This is a genomic window from Anabaena subtropica FACHB-260, from assembly GCF_014697105.1.
In the GTDB taxonomy this organism is placed as follows: domain Bacteria; phylum Cyanobacteriota; class Cyanobacteriia; order Cyanobacteriales; family Nostocaceae; genus Trichormus; species Trichormus subtropicus.
In genome coordinates this window covers 1-18,743 of sequence record NZ_JACJRF010000066.1, presented here as the reverse complement: position 1 = coordinate 18,743, position 18,743 = coordinate 1, and the positions used below count along the sequence as shown (strand labels likewise).

General features: G+C 41.9%; 15 protein-coding genes. 6 read left to right on the top strand and 9 right to left on the bottom strand.

Translation table 11 applies throughout. The features are described 5' to 3' along the window. The first annotated feature begins 784 nt into the window (after window positions 1-784). Window positions 785-1,105 (top strand): hypothetical protein, encoded by a 321-nt coding sequence (locus tag H6G18_RS23140; RefSeq protein ID WP_242040450.1) that lies wholly within the window; start codon window positions 785-787, stop codon window positions 1,103-1,105. A 128-nt stretch (window positions 1,106-1,233) separates the two neighbouring features. Next, on the top strand, window positions 1,234-1,818 hold the full coding sequence (locus H6G18_RS23135) for a nucleotide exchange factor GrpE (RefSeq protein ID WP_190409439.1): 585 nt from the start codon (window positions 1,234-1,236) through the stop codon (window positions 1,816-1,818). A gap of 4 nt (window positions 1,819-1,822) precedes the next feature. Here H6G18_RS23135 and H6G18_RS23130 read toward each other — a convergent pair whose 3' ends face one another. The 6 genes from H6G18_RS23130 to H6G18_RS23105 form a co-directional block, all read right to left on the bottom strand. Then, a complete protein-coding gene (locus H6G18_RS23130; protein ID WP_190409440.1) occupies window positions 1,823-2,104 on the bottom strand; it encodes a type II toxin-antitoxin system RelE/ParE family toxin in 282 nt (93 codons plus the stop codon). Then, complete coding sequence (locus tag H6G18_RS23125) at window positions 2,085-2,315, bottom strand: hypothetical protein (RefSeq protein ID WP_190409438.1); 231 nt, start codon at window positions 2,313-2,315, stop codon at window positions 2,085-2,087. The genes H6G18_RS23130 and H6G18_RS23125 overlap by 20 nt, the downstream gene beginning before the upstream one ends. Before the next feature lie 79 nt (window positions 2,316-2,394). Beyond that, complete coding sequence (gloA2, locus tag H6G18_RS23120; protein ID WP_190409437.1) at window positions 2,395-2,781, bottom strand: SMU1112c/YaeR family gloxylase I-like metalloprotein; 387 nt, start codon at window positions 2,779-2,781, stop codon at window positions 2,395-2,397. 272 nt (window positions 2,782-3,053) lie between these two features. Next, entirely contained in the window at window positions 3,054-4,988 is a 1,935-nt protein-coding gene (locus H6G18_RS23115) for an NACHT domain-containing protein (RefSeq protein ID WP_190409436.1), read from the bottom strand. A gap of 115 nt (window positions 4,989-5,103) precedes the next feature. After that, entirely contained in the window at window positions 5,104-6,405 is a 1,302-nt protein-coding gene (locus tag H6G18_RS23110) for a vWA domain-containing protein (RefSeq protein WP_190409435.1), read from the bottom strand. Beyond that, window positions 6,402-7,658, bottom strand: coding sequence for a vWA domain-containing protein (locus tag H6G18_RS23105; protein ID WP_190409434.1), 1,257 nt, complete (start codon window positions 7,656-7,658; stop codon window positions 6,402-6,404). Before H6G18_RS23105 ends, H6G18_RS23110 begins: the two co-directional genes overlap by 4 nt. A 249-nt stretch (window positions 7,659-7,907) precedes the next feature. Between H6G18_RS23105 and H6G18_RS23100 the strand changes: the two genes are divergently transcribed. The 3 genes from H6G18_RS23100 to H6G18_RS23090 all read left to right on the top strand — a co-directional run bounded on the left by H6G18_RS23100 (window position 7,908) and on the right by H6G18_RS23090 (window position 10,079). Beyond that, window positions 7,908-8,570: an ATP-dependent Clp protease proteolytic subunit gene (locus H6G18_RS23100; RefSeq protein WP_190409433.1), complete on the top strand. Its 663-nt coding sequence runs from the start codon at window positions 7,908-7,910 to the stop codon at window positions 8,568-8,570. A 109-nt stretch (window positions 8,571-8,679) separates the two neighbouring features. Continuing rightward, window positions 8,680-9,273 carry an ATP-dependent Clp protease proteolytic subunit gene (locus H6G18_RS23095; RefSeq protein ID WP_190409432.1) on the top strand — a complete coding sequence of 198 codons (594 nt, stop codon included), beginning with the start codon at window positions 8,680-8,682 and terminating at the stop codon, window positions 9,271-9,273. Window positions 9,274-9,455: 182 nt separating this feature from the next. Beyond that, window positions 9,456-10,079: a J domain-containing protein gene (locus H6G18_RS23090; protein WP_190409431.1), complete on the top strand. Its 624-nt coding sequence runs from the start codon at window positions 9,456-9,458 to the stop codon at window positions 10,077-10,079. A gap of 25 nt (window positions 10,080-10,104) precedes the next feature. Here the strand turns inward: H6G18_RS23090 and H6G18_RS23085 are convergent, their stop codons facing one another. Next, the gene (locus H6G18_RS23085) at window positions 10,105-11,436 is read right to left on the bottom strand and encodes an aromatic ring-hydroxylating dioxygenase subunit alpha (RefSeq protein ID WP_190409430.1); all 1,332 of its coding nucleotides are present in this window, start codon (window positions 11,434-11,436) and stop codon (window positions 10,105-10,107) included. A 180-nt stretch (window positions 11,437-11,616) separates the two neighbouring features. On the opposite strand from H6G18_RS23085, the gene H6G18_RS23080 reads away from it, so the two are divergent. Beyond that, complete coding sequence (locus tag H6G18_RS23080) at window positions 11,617-11,877, top strand: MoaD/ThiS family protein (RefSeq protein ID WP_190409429.1); 261 nt, start codon at window positions 11,617-11,619, stop codon at window positions 11,875-11,877. A gap of 28 nt (window positions 11,878-11,905) precedes the next feature. On the opposite strand, the gene H6G18_RS23075 is transcribed toward H6G18_RS23080, so the two are convergent. Next, on the bottom strand, window positions 11,906-14,947 hold the full coding sequence (locus tag H6G18_RS23075; protein WP_242040448.1) for a DUF11 domain-containing protein: 3,042 nt from the start codon (window positions 14,945-14,947) through the stop codon (window positions 11,906-11,908). A gap of 154 nt (window positions 14,948-15,101) precedes the next feature. Beyond that, the gene (locus tag H6G18_RS23070; RefSeq protein ID WP_313954454.1) at window positions 15,102-18,650 is read right to left on the bottom strand and encodes a TonB-dependent receptor; all 3,549 of its coding nucleotides are present in this window, start codon (window positions 18,648-18,650) and stop codon (window positions 15,102-15,104) included. Window positions 18,651-18,743: the final 93 nt, after the last annotated feature.

The following is an 18,743-nucleotide window of genomic DNA, read 5'->3' as shown; positions in this document are numbered from 1 at the left end:
GATTATGAAGTGTATTCAGAGGTAAGTGAAGCCATGATTTATGGTTCCTTACTTCGTCTCATGGTTAGGCGATTGTCTATTTAATATTTACTTTACGAATCAGCTCTTATATGACTCTGCACAATATTCAAATTGATGGAATCCCTCATAATCAATTACTTTATTTGGCAAGATTACCATTTCAGGCAGTTTTGATCGCTTGGGCATACTGGTATACTCGCAGGTCAACCCCTCCGGTGAATTCAAAATCCAAAATTCAAAAACAATGACTTGGTACTTAATAATAAGTGTTTATAAACTTTTGTTAAGCGGTTTATTAGGCAGTAGTTTTGCTGAGTTTGATTTTTGAGTAGTTTGTATAACATTGGGTGAACCAAGTCTAAGTAATCCATGAAAACCCTGAATAAACATGGGTTTTACTTGTGTATAAGCTTGGTTGCCTCAACAATTTATACAAAAAATTCTTGGGTCAGCACGAGTAAGGCAATCGGAATTGATTTGGAACTAATTGTGTTGGTGCTTTTAAGTTAGCCGAAGTAGAGGTGGTGACAGCTAATGACAACACACCCCCAGATAGAAAATTAACGCGATCGCTTGTAGCCTATGAACAGGATAAATTTGTTGGTGGGAAATCAGGCTTACAATCAGTTGCGGGCTGATTCAAAAAATGTGATTGTTTCCATTAAGCGATTAGCGAAGAAATGAATGCGATCGCATCGTCCAAATCTGCGGCTTTCTCATTACCGAACTACAGCAGGAAAGATGACAAAAGCTGAGTCAAGATTTGCAAGTAGCGATTAATGCGGCTGACTATTTACGTCCTATATTGCCACCCATCAAACGTTTCAAATATAGTGACTTATCAGCCTTAGCAGAATCTGCCCCAACTTTAGTTATATTGCCAGAATTTGATGGATTAGATCAAGCGATCGCTCAAGCAACCCAAGAAGAAAGCCAAGAGAGACAACCCTTAACCATATCCTTATTAGAACTCTTAAGCGGAGGGACGTTACCCCAAAGCCATAAAATATTTAGAAGACTACTGCCACATTTGTACAGACCGCCATACTCAAGCTTATATACAAGCCCAGATATGCTTAATTAGAGCTTATCAGCTCGGTGGACAATTACAAAGAGCCACAGCCCTCTGCCAAATGTTAGTCAATCATCCCCATCCCCAAGTGCAAGCTTGGGCAAACAAAACCTTACCGATGTTATCAAAAGAGATGTCCCGTGTCTGACTCGCCCTCAATTTATCTGCAAGTTACCAATTGGCTAAAATCCAAACTCCTTGGTGTAAAGCCGGAAATATCCCCATCTTCCCAAGATGTAATTCCATTCATCGAAAACCGCTTTCTTCTCACTCAAGAACAACGGGACTGGTTAATACAAGAATTTAGCAGTTTACAAAAGCAAAACACCTTACTCCAGCAGTCCTTGCGAGAACAACAAACTCAAGCCGCAGCCAATACAGAAGATTTATTCTTAGAACTGTTAGAAGTTACCGACGCACTCGAAGCCTTACTGAACTACCTAGAAAACAACCCAGACCCCAGCCCAGAATTTACCCAAAGCTTACCCAAGAATGTAGGCGCAGTCCATCGTAAATTTCTCAGTGTACTCAGCAAGCGCCAAGTTTTGCCTATAGAATTGCAGAGTAACCAACCCGATTTTAATTTCTGCCGAGTAGTAGACCGGGAAATTAGAAATGACGTAGAAGATCAAACAATTACAAAAATTGTTCGTCAAGGTTTTCTCATGGGTGAGAAAGTTTTACGCCCTACAGAAATCATTACATCAAAATTAGAACAGAATTAATCATTTAATAAACTTCATCATGGCTACCAATATCAATCAATAAAATAACCATTTCTAACAAATTTTCATCCTCAGAAAAAGTAAATATAATTCTACAATCATAAGTAACAGAACACGACCACAAACCCACTAAATCTCCTGTTAACTTATGAGACTTTAAAGAAGGTGTAAATGGGTCGTCTGCCAAAAGCCTTAATACCTTAACGATCTGATCCTTTAATTGTGGGTTTTTCTTGATAATTTTCTTAAAAGAGCGCTTAAATCCACTACTCCAGACAACTTCCATCATCGTCTCCTAGTAAATCAGCGATCAAATCATCAACGTTTCCTCTCTTTGCTGTCCCATCTTTAAAAGCCTGCATTACTTCCTGAGTATTAGCCAAAATTTCAACCCGCCGATTCTCAATTCGTTGCTGGCGGAGAAACTCAAATAAATACTCTTGATCTTCTGTGGGCAAACTTTTAATAGAATTAATAATTTCTTGTAAAGTCATCATAGAACTTCCTAATCTAGTAAATTCTACCTTTCCCAACTCTATTTTAATATCAAAATCAAAAACGGATACGTAACCTCTATTAATACTCATAAATTTCTAAAGGCAAATTGTCCGGGTCTTTAAAGAAAGTGAATTTCTTGCCTGTAATCTCATCGATTCTAATATTTTCTACCTCTACATCATGAGATTCCAAATAAGCAATAGACTCTTCTATACTTTCAACAGCGAAAGCTAAATGTCTTAAACCACAAGCTTCTGGAGTACTTGGTCTTTGGGGCGGGTTAGGAAAAGAAAACAATTCAATTTGAATATTTTGGTTAATCCTTAAATCTAACTTATAAGAATTGCGGGCAGCACGAAAAGTTTCTTGAATAATTCCTAATCCTAGCACTTCTACATAAAATTTTTTCGAGCGTTCATAGTCAGAACAAATAATAGCTACATGATGAATACCAATGGTTTTCATTTCAATATCTCTCTGCTGGCTCGTTGGTTAAATATTAAAGTTCGGCAAGGTTTTAAAACCATGAACCAAACATTGTAAACTAAGGCTGAACACGTTGCTCAATCCAAATTTTTCACTTCTGTTTTTCTATAAAAAAGGTTTCGGCTACGTTCAACCCTCAAACCGCTTATTAACGAGGGTTGAGTGTAGTCGATATCCAATCTCTCTGAGTCAGTTTAATTATGCTTACCTACTTAACTCGCCCCTAATGTTTGTGAGAAATAGGAGTAAAACTATGATAAAGGCATATTGGCGAAGTGGTCGAGTAACAAACGATGGATAAACCGATAACGACCACCGACTTGTTGAATTAGGCGACGTTGTGCTGCATGGTTGAGAAATTGGGCATAGTTCCAGGGAATGCAGCCACTGCGCCAAAGTACGAAACGTAGACAAAAGTGCTGTATGCAGGCTAGTCCACCACCTAAGAAAAATGCAGCCGCCGACGTAAAAGTTTGTGAAACAAACACAATTCCATTAACATCAGCAGGTTGAAGGAAGTTAAGCAAAAAGGATTTTAGCCAAATTTGGTTAGAGAAAAAGAAAATATTAACTATAACTGTAAGTAAAAGAGCATTCTTCAACGATGCCCAAATACCTTGATTGGGTCGAGGTTTAGTTTTTAATTGTGATTCTAGTCTATAAATCAGTGAAAACGGTGCAAATATCAACGCACCAATCACCCAGCCAATCAACAGGCCAATTAGCCCATTAACCAACAAGCCAAACAGCCCCAAAAACATTCCAAAAAACATCCCAGAATAAATAATATTATTGAAAGTAGTTTTAATTCCTAGTCGTTTTACTGATAAATGCACTGGTTCAACTAATTCAATCTCATCCTCATCCAGAAACATAAAAATACTCATAGTTACTCCAAAAAGCAGCCCCATAAACAATCCAAAAAGCAGCCCCATAAGTCCACTTATCAGAATAAAAAATATCGGATATAGCCCGATTTTCAGACGATTTTGTAACCAAGATGGTTGCATATTCTCAATCAAAAACTCCGTCTGCGTACCTCGCAATCGCTTGGCTAAAAACACCAAAAAATGCAGAATTTTCTTTCGCGGTGGTTCTCCCTTCCCTACAGGCAGCAAATTAAACCTACGCTCGATATAGGCATCAAATAAATCTTGCTTTGTCTGTATTGCCCTTCCTTGATAGGCAACTACCATCATCGATAGTAATAATGGTGTCCTGGCTAATTCCAAAAATTCTGGGTTTCTCTGGATTTCTTGCCACACATGAAGTCTACGCAAATCATTTACATAATCTTGAATCTGTCTATCTGACAACGGCTGTAAACAAATTGCCCCATGTAACTGTGTAAGCTGTTCCTCTCCTGCAATATATTCCTCTTCCCGACAGCAAACAACTAAATCCCGCTTTGCATCTTCACTCAAATATTGATTAATTGCTTTGATGCACTTTTTTTGTCGCTCCAACCCTAACTCATCCAACCCATCCAACAACGGTAAAATATCACCTCGTTCTAACCAAAACCGACTGATTCCAGGTGCTAGATTATATTCTTCCTTGAGTTGAATAATTAACCAGTCCAAAATATTAACACTATCATCCCGCCATGCCGAAAGTTCAAAGATCAAAGGCATTGGGGCTTGATCATTTTGCTTTGCTGTTTCTAATAATTCTTCTGCCAAATTTAGCAGTGTCGTGGTTTTCCCTCCTCCCGGCTGTCCTAAAATTAATAATCTGCTACTGATGTCTGGTCGCTGTAACACTTCCACCAGGCGATTAATTTGCTGGGGTGGACTTGTATGCTGATTTGTGGCGATTGTATACAAAGGTTGCAGTGGGTTTCGTCCGACTTTTTCCGGTTGCTCTTGTTGGTCTAGTTCAATCATCAGCGAAAAAAGAAGCGAATCGTTTAATCGCTTTTTCACTTTTGTTGCTTCTGCTTCCAGTAGTCTAGGTCTTAATGTCGGGTCAATTTGTGCTGGTGCGTCTCCTGGTTGTTGCTGTGACTGTTGATAAGTTCCCCACGCTATTAACAGCGTCACAAGAATTACAGCACCAATAATTAATAAATTTTTATGCCGGAAATCGGGAATTGAAGGTAATTGGTTAATTAAATAGCCGATTAAACTTGTGGCAGTTGCACCAAAAATGAACAAAAGAAGTTGATTTTTTAACAGCTTGTTCATGCAGGAGACTTGAAATCAAAAAATACTTAAATAGATTATCGTATGTTTGGGTATTACTACTGACCGTCTTGATGCGAAACTTTTATACTATAAAATCAGCAATGCTATATTTTTACTATTCCTGCAAAATCGTTTTAGAAACAATCCGCGTTTTCTTTAAATCTGCATCTGAAAGTTTTTCCCCAGCTTGCAGGCGGGTAGCAGAAGTTTGTAAAACCGTAGCTGCATTGCGATCGCCGATTTGTAAAGCTGTTTTGGCGGCTGTTTGTAACATTGTTGCCGCACCAGAGCGATCGCCTTGTTGTAATTTTGTCTCAGCTAATTGAGTTTGGCGATACTTAGCCAATGTCAAAATACACTGATGTACCTGAGGATCGAAATCTGCCTGATACGCCTGCATCACATTTGCATACATTGGCCAAATCTGTGAAAGTAAACCCTCTTCATTCAAACCAGGGTTATCATAGCGAACCTGCACATTACCAATTACCTGTTGTCCTTCGGGTAACTTTCCCAGGTAAAGATTTGCCAAAACCACCCGGTTAACATTTTTCATCAAATCCCCAATACGAACAACAAAACTTCCGTCTGTTTCAGGTTCTACTGGTAACTCAATAATATCAGGGGCAACTTGGGCAATGGGTCTAAGTTCTGCCAGTCGGACATTAGGCGCGAGAGACAGCATGAGGTAAGCGTTAGTTAAACCCACTGACTGCACCCGTGTAAACAGGCGATTAAATTGATGTACAGCTTGTTCTGGACGCTCAAGGTAAGTCAGAGTACCGCCTCCAGCATCAGCTATTTTTTCTAACAAATCCTGATTCCAACTGTTACCAAATCCCAGAGTATTGATAGTTAGGTTAATTTTCGTCGCCTTCTGGGCAAATTCTAGACACCGCCTGTAGTCATCTGAGCCAAGTTCCCATTTCCAAATTTTGATCCCATTTTCACCGTGGCCATCAGTCAAGAGAAACGCTTGGGAAACAGCACCTCTTGTCCCCTTCATCAGTTCTGTAATTCCCTGTTGCAAACCCTCAGCAATAACTGTACCGCCACTAGCTTTCAGTCGCTTTCTAATTTGAGTTTTAATGCTTTCGGGGTCTTCGACTACTTGATTGGGAATAATGACTGTCGCAGAACCCGCAAAAGCTACAACTGAAATCCGATCTCCTGGCTGTAGCCTATCTATTAATTTCTCTACAGCCTCAATCACCGTTTTCAATGGTTTACCGTGCATGGAACCACTTTGATCCAGAATCAAGCATAAATTAAGCGGTAAATTTTGCTCAAACTGCTCGGCGATGCCTACGGCGGGCGTTGCCAACGCAGAAATGGAAATTGCCAATTGACGCTGACTGCTTAATTGAGTGGCATCAATATTTGTATCACTTAACGCTGAGAGTAATTGAACTTTCATTTAGGAGAGTTATCTTGCAAGACGGTTTTGGAGACAATCCGGGTTTTCTTGCGATCGCTTTCTGATAAATCTTGCCCAGCCTGTAGTTGAGTCGCAGAGGTTTGCAAAACTGTCGCTGCACCTGTATCACCCATTTGTAGGGCAGTTTTAGCAGCAGTTTGTAACATAGTAGCCGCACCCACGCGATCGCCTTGTTGTAATTTTGCTTCTGCGAGCTGAGTTTGCCGATACTTGGCTAATGCCAAAATCGACTGCTGCACCTGGGAATTGATGTCTGGTTGGTAGTCCCTAAGAACATTGGCATATACAGGGATATTGGGTGTGAATAACCCGACTTGATCTTGTCCTGGGCTATCATAACGGACTTGGACATTGGCAATTGGTTGTTTACCTCCTGGCAACTGTCCCAGATAAATATTAGTCAAAATCACCCTTTCTACATCCTTCATCAAATCTCCCAAGCGAACAGCAAAACGGCCATCTGTTTCTTGCTGTACGGGTAACTCAATTGTGTCTGGGGCTACTTGGGCTATGGGTTTAAGTTCTGCGAGGCGGACGTTAGGTGCAAGAGACAGGAGTAAATAAGCATTATTTAAACCCACCGTTTGAATCCGGCTGAACAGACGACCAAACTCATCTACCGCTTGTTCGGGTTTTTGGATATAAGACAAACTACCCAAGCCAGCATCCGCAATTTTTTCTAAAACATCTTGGTTCCAGTTATCGCCAAATCCCAGAGTATTCAAAGTCAAGTTATAACCAGCAGCCAGCTCGGCAAATTTCAAGCAGCGATTGTTATCACCGTGTTCGTTTTCCCCATCGGTTAACAAAAAAGCTTGAGAAATGGTTTCTTTCTTTCCCTTGGCTAACTCCTCAATCCCCAAGCGTAAACCTTCATCAATAGCTGTTCCACCATCAGCCGCCAGTCGGCTAATTTGTTTTTTGACTTGTTCTGGGTTGTCGATGACTTGATTGGGGACTAAAACCTTAGCACGGTGATCAAAAGCTACCACACTCAGGCGATCGCCTGCTTTGAGACGGTCAACTAAACGGATGGCTGCTTGTTTGACAATTTCTAGCGGTCGCCCATTCATCGAGCCACTATGGTCGAGAATCAGGCATAAATTAAGCGGTACAGTGCGGTCTTGAGGTTCAGCACTAGCCGAAATCGAAATTGCCAACTGACGCTGGCTACTTGGCTGTTGCGCGTCCAAATTGGCATCATTGAGGACAGGCTGCAAATTAACTTTCATAACCCATAGTTCCTAGTTAGGATATATACATTCATGAATAACTCCAAAACGCTACACTAGCGCTACGGAAAACTTAATTAAAGTCAATTCATTAATATATTTCAGATAATATACTCAGAATATCTTAGGAGCCATTTATTGGCAGATGCTCTGTCACCTTCAATTAGCGAGAAAACCGCACTTGAACAGAACTGGCATCGCGCTAGGATGTATTACAGTTAACGGCACAATATCAGGCGATCAGTTGCTATGGACATTTCCCCCATCAAGGCTGTTCAAGCCCCTTACTACGGCGACAACTCCTACAGGACACCGCCGCCAGATTTACCCTCCCTATTGCTAAAGGAACGAATTGTCTATCTGGGGATGCCACTGGTTCCTGCTGTTACGGAATTGATAGTTGCTCAACTATTGTATTTACAGTCTGACGACCCCGAAAAACCAATTAAAATCTATATAAACTCCACTGGCACTTCCGGTTATAGTGGTGAACCCATCGGCTTTGAAACCGAAGCCTTCGCCATTTATGACACTATGAAATACATCAAGCCTCCAATTCACACCATTTGCATCGGTTCTGCAATGGGTATGGCAGCAATGTTACTGAGTGCTGGGACAAAAGGTTGTCGCGCTAGTTTACCCAACTCTTCAATTATCCTGCACCAACCCAAGAGCTACGCCCAAGGTCAAGCAACGGATATTCAAATTCGAGCGAAGGAAGTTCTGGTAAACAAAGGTTCAATGGTTGATATTTTCGCTCGCACCACCGGACAGCCACCAGAAAAAATCACCAAAGACATGGATCGTCTTCTCTACATGACTCCTTACCAAGCCAAGGATTACGGTTTGATTGACAGAGTTTTTGAAAAAGAAGAACTTGCCAATCCGCCATTACCAGCAAGTGTCCTTTAAAGAGTCAACAGTCAATAGTCAACAGTCAATAGCTAACAAACAATTAAATGTTTTGGGCTAAGGACTACGGACTATGGACTAATAACTAATTACAAACGGAGTCAAAAAAATGCCTATAGGAGTTCCTAAAGTTCCCTACCGGATGCCAGGCGGCCAGTTTACGGATTGGATTAGCATCTACGATCGCCTCTACCGGGAACGGATTATTTTCCTGGGACGCGATGTAGATGATGAAATTGCTAACCAAATCATCGCCGTCATGTTGTACCTGGATTCAGACGACCCAGGTAAAGATATTTACTTATACATCAATTCCCCCGGTGGGATGGTAACATCCGGCTTGGCAATTTATGACACAATGCAACATATCAAATCAGATGTGGTGACAATTTGTGTAGGTTTAGCAGCTTCGATGGGTTCTTTCTTGTTGGCGGCTGGTACCAAAGGCAAACGCCTAGCACTACCCCACTCACGGATTATGATTCACCAACCCTCCGGTGGAACCCGTGGACAAGCCACCGATATCGAAATCGAAGCCAGAGAAATTATCCGGATTCGTCACCAGCTAAATCAAATTTATGCCAACAACACTAATCAACCCCTAGCCAAAATTGAAAAAGACATGGATCGGGACTTTTTCATGTCGGCTCAAGAAGCGAAGGAATACGGTTTGATTGACCGTGTGATTGAAGAACGCATCTAGAACTGGGGAGTGGGGATTAGGGGAAGCAGAGGGTAAATTACGAATTACCCAATCCCCATGCCCCATTCCTACAAAGACTGTCAAATGTGGACTATAAACTATAAGATTATTGTTTATTATTAAAACTTTCAGCAAAAAGCTCATGGCTGATGGCTGAATATTAGAAAAATAAGTAGATCAAAATGGATCTCGGAGATTGCTACCGTTTATTGGGTTTAAGGTCGGGAGCCTCATTTGCTGATATTAAAGCCTCTTACCGACGGCTGGCGCAGCAATATCATCCTGATATCAACCCTAGTGATACAAAAGCCCAAGATAAGTTTATTGCCTTGACTGAAGCTTACAGATTCCTGCTGACTGTAGTACCACCAGAAGAAACAGCCCAAAAACCTAAACAGACAACTACAGTTAATAGTGAAAATACTCAAGCCACCCGCCAAGAAAAAGCACCTACAGCTACCGTTACACAAGAAAAGCCGCCCACATCAAAACCGCCGAATATTGCAGAAATCGAACAACGTTTAAAGTGGAAAACTTACGAACAACTGCAACGGTTTCTCAGGGAAAGGCGATTTCCCCAGGCGATCGCCTTAGCAGAAGCTTTAGCCGCCCGTTTACCCAAAGACGCAGAAGTACGTCAATGGCAAGCGATCGCCTATCAAATTTGGGGACGCGCTCTCATTAATGAAAATCAACTCCTCAAAGCCAGAGTTTATCTCAAAAAAGCTTTAAAAACTGACCCCCATAACAAAGCCCTATGGGAAGAAGTCCAGCGCGACTTCCAAAAATTGGAGCAGATATTTTAGTCAATAGTCAATAGTCAACCGGTTCTTATTTTTCAGCGTGGATATAATCTACAAAGTAAAATTTCGGAACCAGCCACAATTTTAGCCAAGTGTAAAGTCCCAATCCTAAGATTGCTGTAATTATTAAAGGTAAACCTAGTTGGACTCGTAAGGAGTCTGGTAAAACGGCAACCCCGGAAATAATAAGGGCGAAATAGCCTAACAGTATCAGTTGTAATCGTTTGATATTTTTTAGCGCATTACGACAGCTACTGCAATGCTGGGTGTGTTGTTTGTAGCGGTCTAACAAAGCATTCCGACTGTCGTTGATTGTGCAAGATTCAGGAATTGGGATTCCCACTTCTTTCCAAGGTAATCGCCCTTCACAGTATTGATCAAACCACTTACGAAATTCAATTACCAGGCGATCGGCACTTGTGGGCAGTTTATAAGCTGTTTTCCAACTGGCAAATGATTGTCTTTGTTGGAGAAAATGCTCTTGCTGATTGAGCAGAATCATATCTCCGTCAAGTACTAAATTACGAGTTGTGATGTGATTCCACCATCGGGGTGTAAAGCGATAAATAGTCTTAGCAAAATTGCGAGGAAACTGAGCTACGATTCTTGATTTGCCAGGAGAGACAGGAAGGCAATAAGTAACGAGTCCTACTTGTTTTCCAGCATCACCAAAATTAATCGCATACTCTAAACGACAAGGCGGTTCAAAAGTAATCTTAGCTTTGAAGCGCCCATCGGCCATAACTTCAATCAAACCTGGCGTTGATTGCATAATACTAATCGGTATGGCCCTGGCCTGTTCTCGATTACCCTGCACTCCATGATGAGCAAAGGGAACGTGACTAGGATCTGCCACATTTTCAACTAGGGTTTGCCAGTCGTATTCTAAATCGCGCACAAAAGAACTCCACACAAAACCTTTGCTAGCGTCTACTTGTGGTGACAGAGGTAATGGTGTTTGATCAGCTAAATCCTGGGAGTTAACATCAGGCCAAACCCAGAGTAAATCGTTCTCTTGGCGTACAGGTAAAGAAGTAACACAAAAATTTTTTTGGTTTTTGGTCACTATTTCTGGATTCTCGGCTTGAGGAATCTGGGTACATACACCCTCAGTATCAAATTGCCAGCCGTGATAACTGCACATTAAGTTGCCCGTTTTATCATCAACACGACCTTCACTTAAGGGTGCAAGACGGTGAGGACATTGATCAATAAATATCCGAAAACCCTCTGAAGATTGTGGCTTCCAGATCACTAAACGAATTCCTAAAAGAGTAACAGGGGTTGGTCGTTTGGGGTCTAAGTCTTCTATGGGTGAGACAGGATACCAGTGCTGAAAAAAATTGAATTCAGGTTGCATTTTACCTTAAGATGAAATAAATTTCATTAAATGTATGTAAAATCAGATAAATTCAAAGTAAGCAATCAACTTGCTGTATCAAGCGGCCAATTTTCATCATTACCCAAATTGGTCAAAATTTATCTTCTCATCTAAGTTTTTGACAAAATCCTCGCACAGCAAAACCGAGGACAAAATATTATGTCCAATTCTGCAATCACTATCACAATAAAATTATTTGCTGCTTATCAAGAAGCTTATGGAGTACCAGAACTGGTGTGGGAATTTCCCAATGATACACCTGTGAGTGCAGTATGCGATCGCCTGATAGCCGAACACCCAGAACTGGCTAAATGGCGTGATATCACCCGCTTTGGGATTAATTTAATATTTGTGGAACCCGATACAGCCTTAAAAGATGGTGATGAAGTAGTATTAATTCCTCCCGTGAGTGGTGGTTAAGCTAGAAATTATCCCTGGTCTGCAAACTTCACTTCACCTGACCTCGAAAGCGCACGAAGCCATAAGATGCTGATGGTGTACCGCTACCAGTTGCAAAGGGTAAGGCAGGTAAAGCAGGATTGCGGGTAATCTCTACTACTACAGCGCCATTATTATTGATATTAGTGCAAATACTGGGTGTATGAGGATCATTGGCTGGGTAGAAAGTGGCGCGATCGCTATCTGCTACATTACTAAAATAAACCGTAGGGCTAGTAGAACCTAAAGCCATCGCAATACCTTGATCTGCACCAGCTAAACCACCATCATTAGGACTCAAACCATTAAAAGCCGTGGTAATAAAAACTACATTATTTGGTACTAAATCACAAAACTGCACTTTGGTAGCATTACTTTGACCATTGGAAAGGAAGTAAATAGTGTACTCTAACTCATCACCTGGTTTGACAGTCCCAGCATTGATTAATCCTCGTAAATACCCAACTGGCCATTTGGCATCATTATCATCTGTATCCCGTGGTGCTACTACATAATTAGTAGCAGTAGTAGCTACATTACTCATCCCATCTACAATATCAGTTAAATCTTGGCGATTAATGCGAGTAATGCGTTTAACCAAAAGTAGGTTTGGGGTATTGTTATTACCAATAATATTTGTCTGGTCATCATCAGTATTATTACCAGGAGTAATATCCCCACCACCAGTAACATTAGCAGTGTTAATTAAAGTAGATGGTGCATTATTAGCCACATCCACTGTTAAGGTAATCGCCGGGTAACTTGCACCTGGATTTAGTACATCGCTGCGGCTACAAGTTACAGTTTGTTCCGAAACACTACAGTTCCAACCTACACCACTAGCCGCAGTTGGAGTTAAACCATTAGGCACATTATCTGTAACTGTCACAGTGCTACCATCAGTTGCAGTTGCATCACTAGCATTGCTAACAATAAGAGTATAAATTTGCCCTGTATCCCCCTGATTAAAGTTACCCGTGTGGGTTTTAGTAATACTCAAATCTGGGGGGGTAATAATATTAGCAATATCGGGGGGACTGGTATTATTCGTATTATCACCATCACCACCACCGGATACAGTGGCTGTATTTGTCACACTAGTAGCTGTAATACTAGCATCAATCAGCACATCAATATTAATATTAGGATAACTGCTACCCACTGCTAAAACATCGCTGCGACTACAACTAACAGTTTGTCCTGAAATTGTACAAATCCAACCCTCACCCACTACTGCTGTAGGAATAATACCTGTAGGTAGAGTATCAGTCACCGTTACCTGAGAACCATTAGTCACATCACCACCAGAATTAGGTACATTAATCACATAAGTACCTGTACTACCCTTGACAAAATCAGTTGGGGTGTGGGTTTTACTAATTGTTAAATCAGGACTGACAATATTTAAGAAATTATTAGCTGCATTACTAGGAAAGAACGTCCATTGATCTAAACCTTTAGTGTCCCCAAATGCACCTGTACAGACAACATTGGTGTTACCAATGTTGTTACTACCACTTTGCCCGTAAGCACGTTGATTAGTACGGGTATCAAAGCCTGTAATTTGATTACTGAATGTAATGCTAGGTGGGTTAACACCGCAAAGAGGTTTATCACTATCAATGTCGGCTTGTGTCGCTCCTGTGTGGACTATCGTACCATTATTAGTTTTATATACCCGGTCATCATAAAAACCTGTCGTTGGGCCAAAACCTGGTAAATCAGCAGGGTATGAGGCTGGAGGATTGAGTAAGGTGACAGTCGGCCCACCAGAGACGTTATTTTCTGCATCTAATACCGGAAAATGATATTCTCCGGCATTGATTCTAATGTTGAATTGATAATTATTACCTACAGGAAAGAAATTCCCAGCGTTATCTTTACCATCCCAATTTACCGCTTGTGTACCGGCTGAGTTCATGTAACCCTTTAGAACTCTGTTCTTGGGGTTTTTCGGGTCAAAATCGTTGCTATTACTACCTTTGACGACAATTTCGTATGTCCCTATAACAGTGCTAGTAAAGCTAAAAGTACCACCATTACCGACTTTACTATTGTTAGCAGATAAATTACCAGTAAAACTAGGACTATTTATAACAGGGGGAATTGGACTAGTAGTAATACCCACACCTTGGAAATTACCAAAGCGATCATAACGATTGATGAAACCTAAAGCATTAGGATCAACTTGATTGAAAAATGTGGGAAATTGTGGACGTGATAAAGATGCACCACCTTGAATGTTAGACACTTGTTCGTTAGTACCGACAACATTACGGTATAGACTTGATGTACCATCACTATCAAAAAAACCTACTTCGTTTCCATAAAGCAGGAATCCATTGGGATCTAAACCACGTATGTCAGTTTTGTATCTATAGCCATCTATCGTCACGGGGTAAACAGTTGCATAAATTGGCCTATTATTCCCATTTGTAAATAATGCTAAATAATAAGAAAATAACCGTCCTGTTAAGTTTGTTGTAGAACTAGTACTATTACGAACCGTAACATCCCAGGCCGCCACATTACTCCCTTGAGTAGCATTGAAGTTATTGTCGCCACTTAAGTTTACTTGACCTGTCACACCTCCATCACCACTAACATCAAATCCTGCTGGGCCAAAGATGACGACATCATAAATACCGGTAGTTGGTGCTTGATAGTGACAAGGTATATATCCACCAGTATTCCCTGTACCATCAATACTCCTTGGCCCGGCTAATTCCTGCGCTCTAGTAGTAATCTTCCCTCTATTTGGGTTATTCGAGTCATAACATTTAAAGCTGGGTGTAGTTGGAAAAGTTTCACTACCTACCTGACCTCCTGCTAAACCAGGGTTATAGACATAGATATCACCATTATTCACACCTACAGCACTAGAACCTAATAAGATATGCTCTCCTGCTGTGGCATAAACTTTCAATAGAGTACGTCGTCTAATTACACCTGCAACAATTTCGTTTCGCCATTCTAAGTTAGCGCGACGCGCATTAGCGGGGGATGAACTAGGATATAAATTGCGGCTTCCTTCCGCTTGCACTGGTTGCATACTATTAGTTAAGATGCCCAGAAGCAAAGCAGCGCTTGCGGTCAGGATTTTTATATCAGTTAGTTTTTTAGATTTTTTCTTATGAGTTGGGTTTCTAATCATAATGATATTTTGTATTGTTGTTCGGTGGTAGAGACTTTGCAATGCAACGTCTCTACGGTTGATGTGGTACAGGTTTTTGCAACCCAAATCCATCGAACAATTCGTTCAATTTCAGCGTCAAACCCAAATATAGACCTCCCCCTGAACGAGTACCAGAAAAATCTCGGTCATCAATCTTACCAAACACATAGCCAGCCGCCAGACGCAGGTTGGGACTCAAATAATACCCGGCTTCTACTAGAAAACCCGTTTCAGTATAGCTAGATTGACCAATGACACGAGCTTCACCAACCAAATCCCAACTATAGCCCAAGCGATAAGTAGCACGTAATTGTCCCAAATTAACCGTACTAGTACCGACCAAATCACTCGCTAAATAAGATGTGCTGTTACGCAACGCATACTTACCGTAAAATTCCCATTGCCAATTGGGCGCATAAATAGCTTCTACCGCAAAGGTATGGTCTTGGGAACCAGTACCACTACCTAAGAGAATGGTGTCAGGAATAATTGCTGGATTTTGGCGATATTCATAACGCAATAAAGCGTTAAATTTATCGCTGTTGGGGTCGCGGTAAGCTAAACCTAGTTTCAAATTGGCTGTATCTCCCAGTCCAGTAAGTTTTTGGTTGGAAGAATTGGCTTGCTGATACCGCGCCAAGGCTGTGAGTGCAGGGGAAATTTTCCCCACGGCTGCGGCTGAGATGACGGTGTTGGAACCACCTGAGGAAGTCCGATGTTCGTAGCGGGCGCTGGCTTGAAACTGGGGGTTATCGGAGTATTCCAGTCCAATGCTGTAGCTGTCACCGCCATTAAAGCCAATAGCGGAAGCACTTTGACCAACAGCAAAGGGTTGGGCAAATTGTTGACCGGCGGCGGTGCGGTTGAAGAAGTTACCAAAGACGTGTTCGTAAGCTAGATTCAGCCGCAAACCTGGAGCAATCATCCAACGGTTATTTAAACCTATAGCTCCTTGGGTAGTTAGTTCGTTAGCACCACCCAAAATGGAGTAACGACCAGTTAGGGTAGTATCAGAACCGAGTTTGTGTTCGCCGTTGACACTTAAGCTGGTGATGGAGTTTCCAGTTAACTGACCGCTATTGTAAAACTGTTGGGCAAGACTAATATTGACACCAGGGACAACAGCCCAATTTAGTCCTAAGATGGTGCGGTCTGGGTAGACAGTATCTTTTTGGGAAGATAGGGTGAGTTCGTTTTGGGCTTGGAATGTGAGGTTGTTGGTTAGGGGATAGGTGAAACGGGAACGTAATTGGTCTGATGTACTGTCTAATGCGTTCGTCGCCATCCTGTCTTGGCGATCGCGGTGAATCCAATCTACATCTATAGTGGCTTTACCTATGCGTTGTTGTATCCCCGCCGAAATTGTAGTCAGGGAATTATCGACTTGACTACCGGGAATGGCTTCTGAACGTGGGGAAAATAATTCCTCGAATGTGTCTAGTGGTTGGGGTGCAATCCCAAAGTTATCTTCGTGGTCGTATTGCGCCCGGATATTTGTATTCTGGGAAAGTCTCCCTGTCAATTGCGCCCCATAGCGGGTTTGACCAGGGACAAAGCTGATGGTGGCGTTATTGGCAAAGCCTGTATCAGCATAGCGATAATAAGCACGACCTTGTAAACCTTGAAAAATTTCTCCTTGCGCTTCTAAACGGTAGGCTTCGCCACGCACCCGCCCCATAATGTCTGAATGATTACGGGAATGGGCATATTCTGCTGTCAAATTACCTTGTGTACCCAGAGAAATCATGGCATCTGCGCCATAGAGTTCAAAACCACGTAATCCTTGATTTTCTCTGAGATAAGTTGCACCTATCCAACTCTCTTGGTTGAGGGTGCGGGAAAAGTTATATTGCAAACGACCTGCATATATATTGCTATTGGCATTGTCGCTGTCGTATTGATAGCTAACAACAATTCGACGCACTAGGACTTGTCCCGTTGTATCAATATCGGTACGCAGAATGGGTTCGCGGAAGATTAAAGTACCGCGATCGTAGTCTATTTCATAGTCTGGGCCACGATTTAGCTGTTTACGCTCCAATACTGTACCAGGACGATTGAGTTCTTCTAACTCAATGAAGACATTTTCGCTACCAGGAACGACTAACCGACGAGAAAGGAAGTAAAAACCACTAGTCCCATCAGGAGGGATGGTATCCCGTTGGAAAGCTTCTAAATTATTGCCATAGAAACCTGTTATTTGCAGATTGCCTAAGTTGTAGTTGGCTTTAAAGCCGTGGAGTTGGCGCGTAACTGCTGTAAACTGTTGAGAAAACCGGGCAAACTCTTCTGTATTGTAGTCACCCCACATGGCATAATCAGGCGCAGTACCCGGAATTTCTGTAGAACGTTCAAAACGCAGATATAGGCTATCAATTGAAGGTGTAACAACATTAACTGTAGAACTATCGCCGTAAACAGGATAGTTTTGTTCACTAAATTGGTATGCCCTAAACAAACGATTATCACAGTTACAATCTTCGTTAAGGCTGCGAGAACTGTTGTATGCGCCAGTAAACAACCATTCACCGATCGCACCCGTGGCAAATATGGCTGAGTTAAATTCAAGTTGGGTTCTATTATCTCTATTAGGTGGCAAGAAATCACGGAAACTGCCGTAATAATTTGTACCTCTAGCTCCTAAACGCAAATCTATCACCCCAGTCACCAAACTAGGGCGGAGTGCTGTGGCAAATTCTAGTTGGGTAAAGGCTTCTAAGTCATTGGCTACTGCCCGAATCCTGGCTGTTTGGGCTTGCAGAGGCGATCGCAATATCGCGGCGAATTCCCCCCCCTTCGCTTGTACCTGAAATCCCGGTTGTTCTGGTTGCAAGTCTGTTCCTAGCAACTCTCCCACTGTCGGAATTAATGTAATAACAGTATCTTGATTTGAGCGATTCCCATTGTCGTCGAGGAGTTGACCGCGAATTGTTGCTGTTGAACGTCCATCAGCCGGTACACGAGATTCAACAGTTTCTATAGTTAATTTTCTGGCTGTTCCCCTGACCACTACCCGCACTGTGACAGGTGCTTCTGTCCCTCCTACTATTTGTGCAGCCAGAATATTTTTCCCTTCTTTAAGCGGAACTCCATACCATGTCTGCGTTACCAAGTTAGTATCAGCATCAGTTTCTGTACGTCCCAGTAAAGAAGCATCTACCAATGCGCCATTTACCCACAATTCTATCTGACTGCCAGCCGGAAACTGCACGGCTACTGTACTTGCTGGTACATCTACAACACTGTCAGGAATAGGAGTCAAGATTTTTACTACCGTGGAAGTTGTCGGGGTACTTTTTTGACCTCCATCACCCTTATTGGTTTCTGCGATTAATTTGCGTAAGCTTCGCGGTAAGGGTGTATGTGTTGCTGGTTGAAATGGTTGTATGGCTGTTGGGGGCAGACTTAACTCTCTAACTTCCATCTCTGGTGGGGAAGTGGGAAGATTTAAAGCTTCTCTCCTGGCAGGGGAGAGGTTTTCCCAGTCTTGTAAGTCATTGTGACCTAACCCCCTAACCCCCTTCCCTATAAAGGAAGGGGGAAGATTGAAAGCCTCTCTCTTTATAGCTACGGTGTACACACAAGTTTGCCCAGAGCGAGTTTCCAGCCAAAAAAAGTGGATTCAAATTGCTCAAGACCGCGAACCAAAGTAGTAATACCAGGAGGTTTTTGA

Coding starts and splice junctions, on each gene's coding strand:
- H6G18_RS23075 (WP_242040448.1), bottom strand. CDS start 14,947: ATGCAACCAGTGCAAGCGGAAGGAAGCCGCAATTTATATCCTAGTTCA.
- H6G18_RS23095 (WP_190409432.1), top strand. CDS start 8,680: ATGCCTATAGGAGTTCCTAAAGTTCCCTACCGGATGCCAGGCGGCCAG.
- H6G18_RS23110 (WP_190409435.1), bottom strand. CDS start 6,405: ATGAAAGTTCAATTACTCTCAGCGTTAAGTGATACAAATATTGATGCC.
- H6G18_RS23130 (WP_190409440.1), bottom strand. CDS start 2,104: ATGGAAGTTGTCTGGAGTAGTGGATTTAAGCGCTCTTTTAAGAAAATT.
- H6G18_RS23085 (WP_190409430.1), bottom strand. CDS start 11,436: ATGCAACCTGAATTCAATTTTTTTCAGCACTGGTATCCTGTCTCACCC.
- H6G18_RS23105 (WP_190409434.1), bottom strand. CDS start 7,658: ATGAAAGTTAATTTGCAGCCTGTCCTCAATGATGCCAATTTGGACGCG.
- H6G18_RS23090 (WP_190409431.1), top strand. CDS start 9,456: ATGGATCTCGGAGATTGCTACCGTTTATTGGGTTTAAGGTCGGGAGCC.
- H6G18_RS23125 (WP_190409438.1), bottom strand. CDS start 2,315: ATGATGACTTTACAAGAAATTATTAATTCTATTAAAAGTTTGCCCACA.
- H6G18_RS23115 (WP_190409436.1), bottom strand. CDS start 4,988: ATGAACAAGCTGTTAAAAAATCAACTTCTTTTGTTCATTTTTGGTGCA.
- gloA2 (WP_190409437.1), bottom strand. CDS start 2,781: ATGAAAACCATTGGTATTCATCATGTAGCTATTATTTGTTCTGACTAT.
- H6G18_RS23080 (WP_190409429.1), top strand. CDS start 11,617: ATGTCCAATTCTGCAATCACTATCACAATAAAATTATTTGCTGCTTAT.
- H6G18_RS23100 (WP_190409433.1), top strand. CDS start 7,908: ATGGACATTTCCCCCATCAAGGCTGTTCAAGCCCCTTACTACGGCGAC.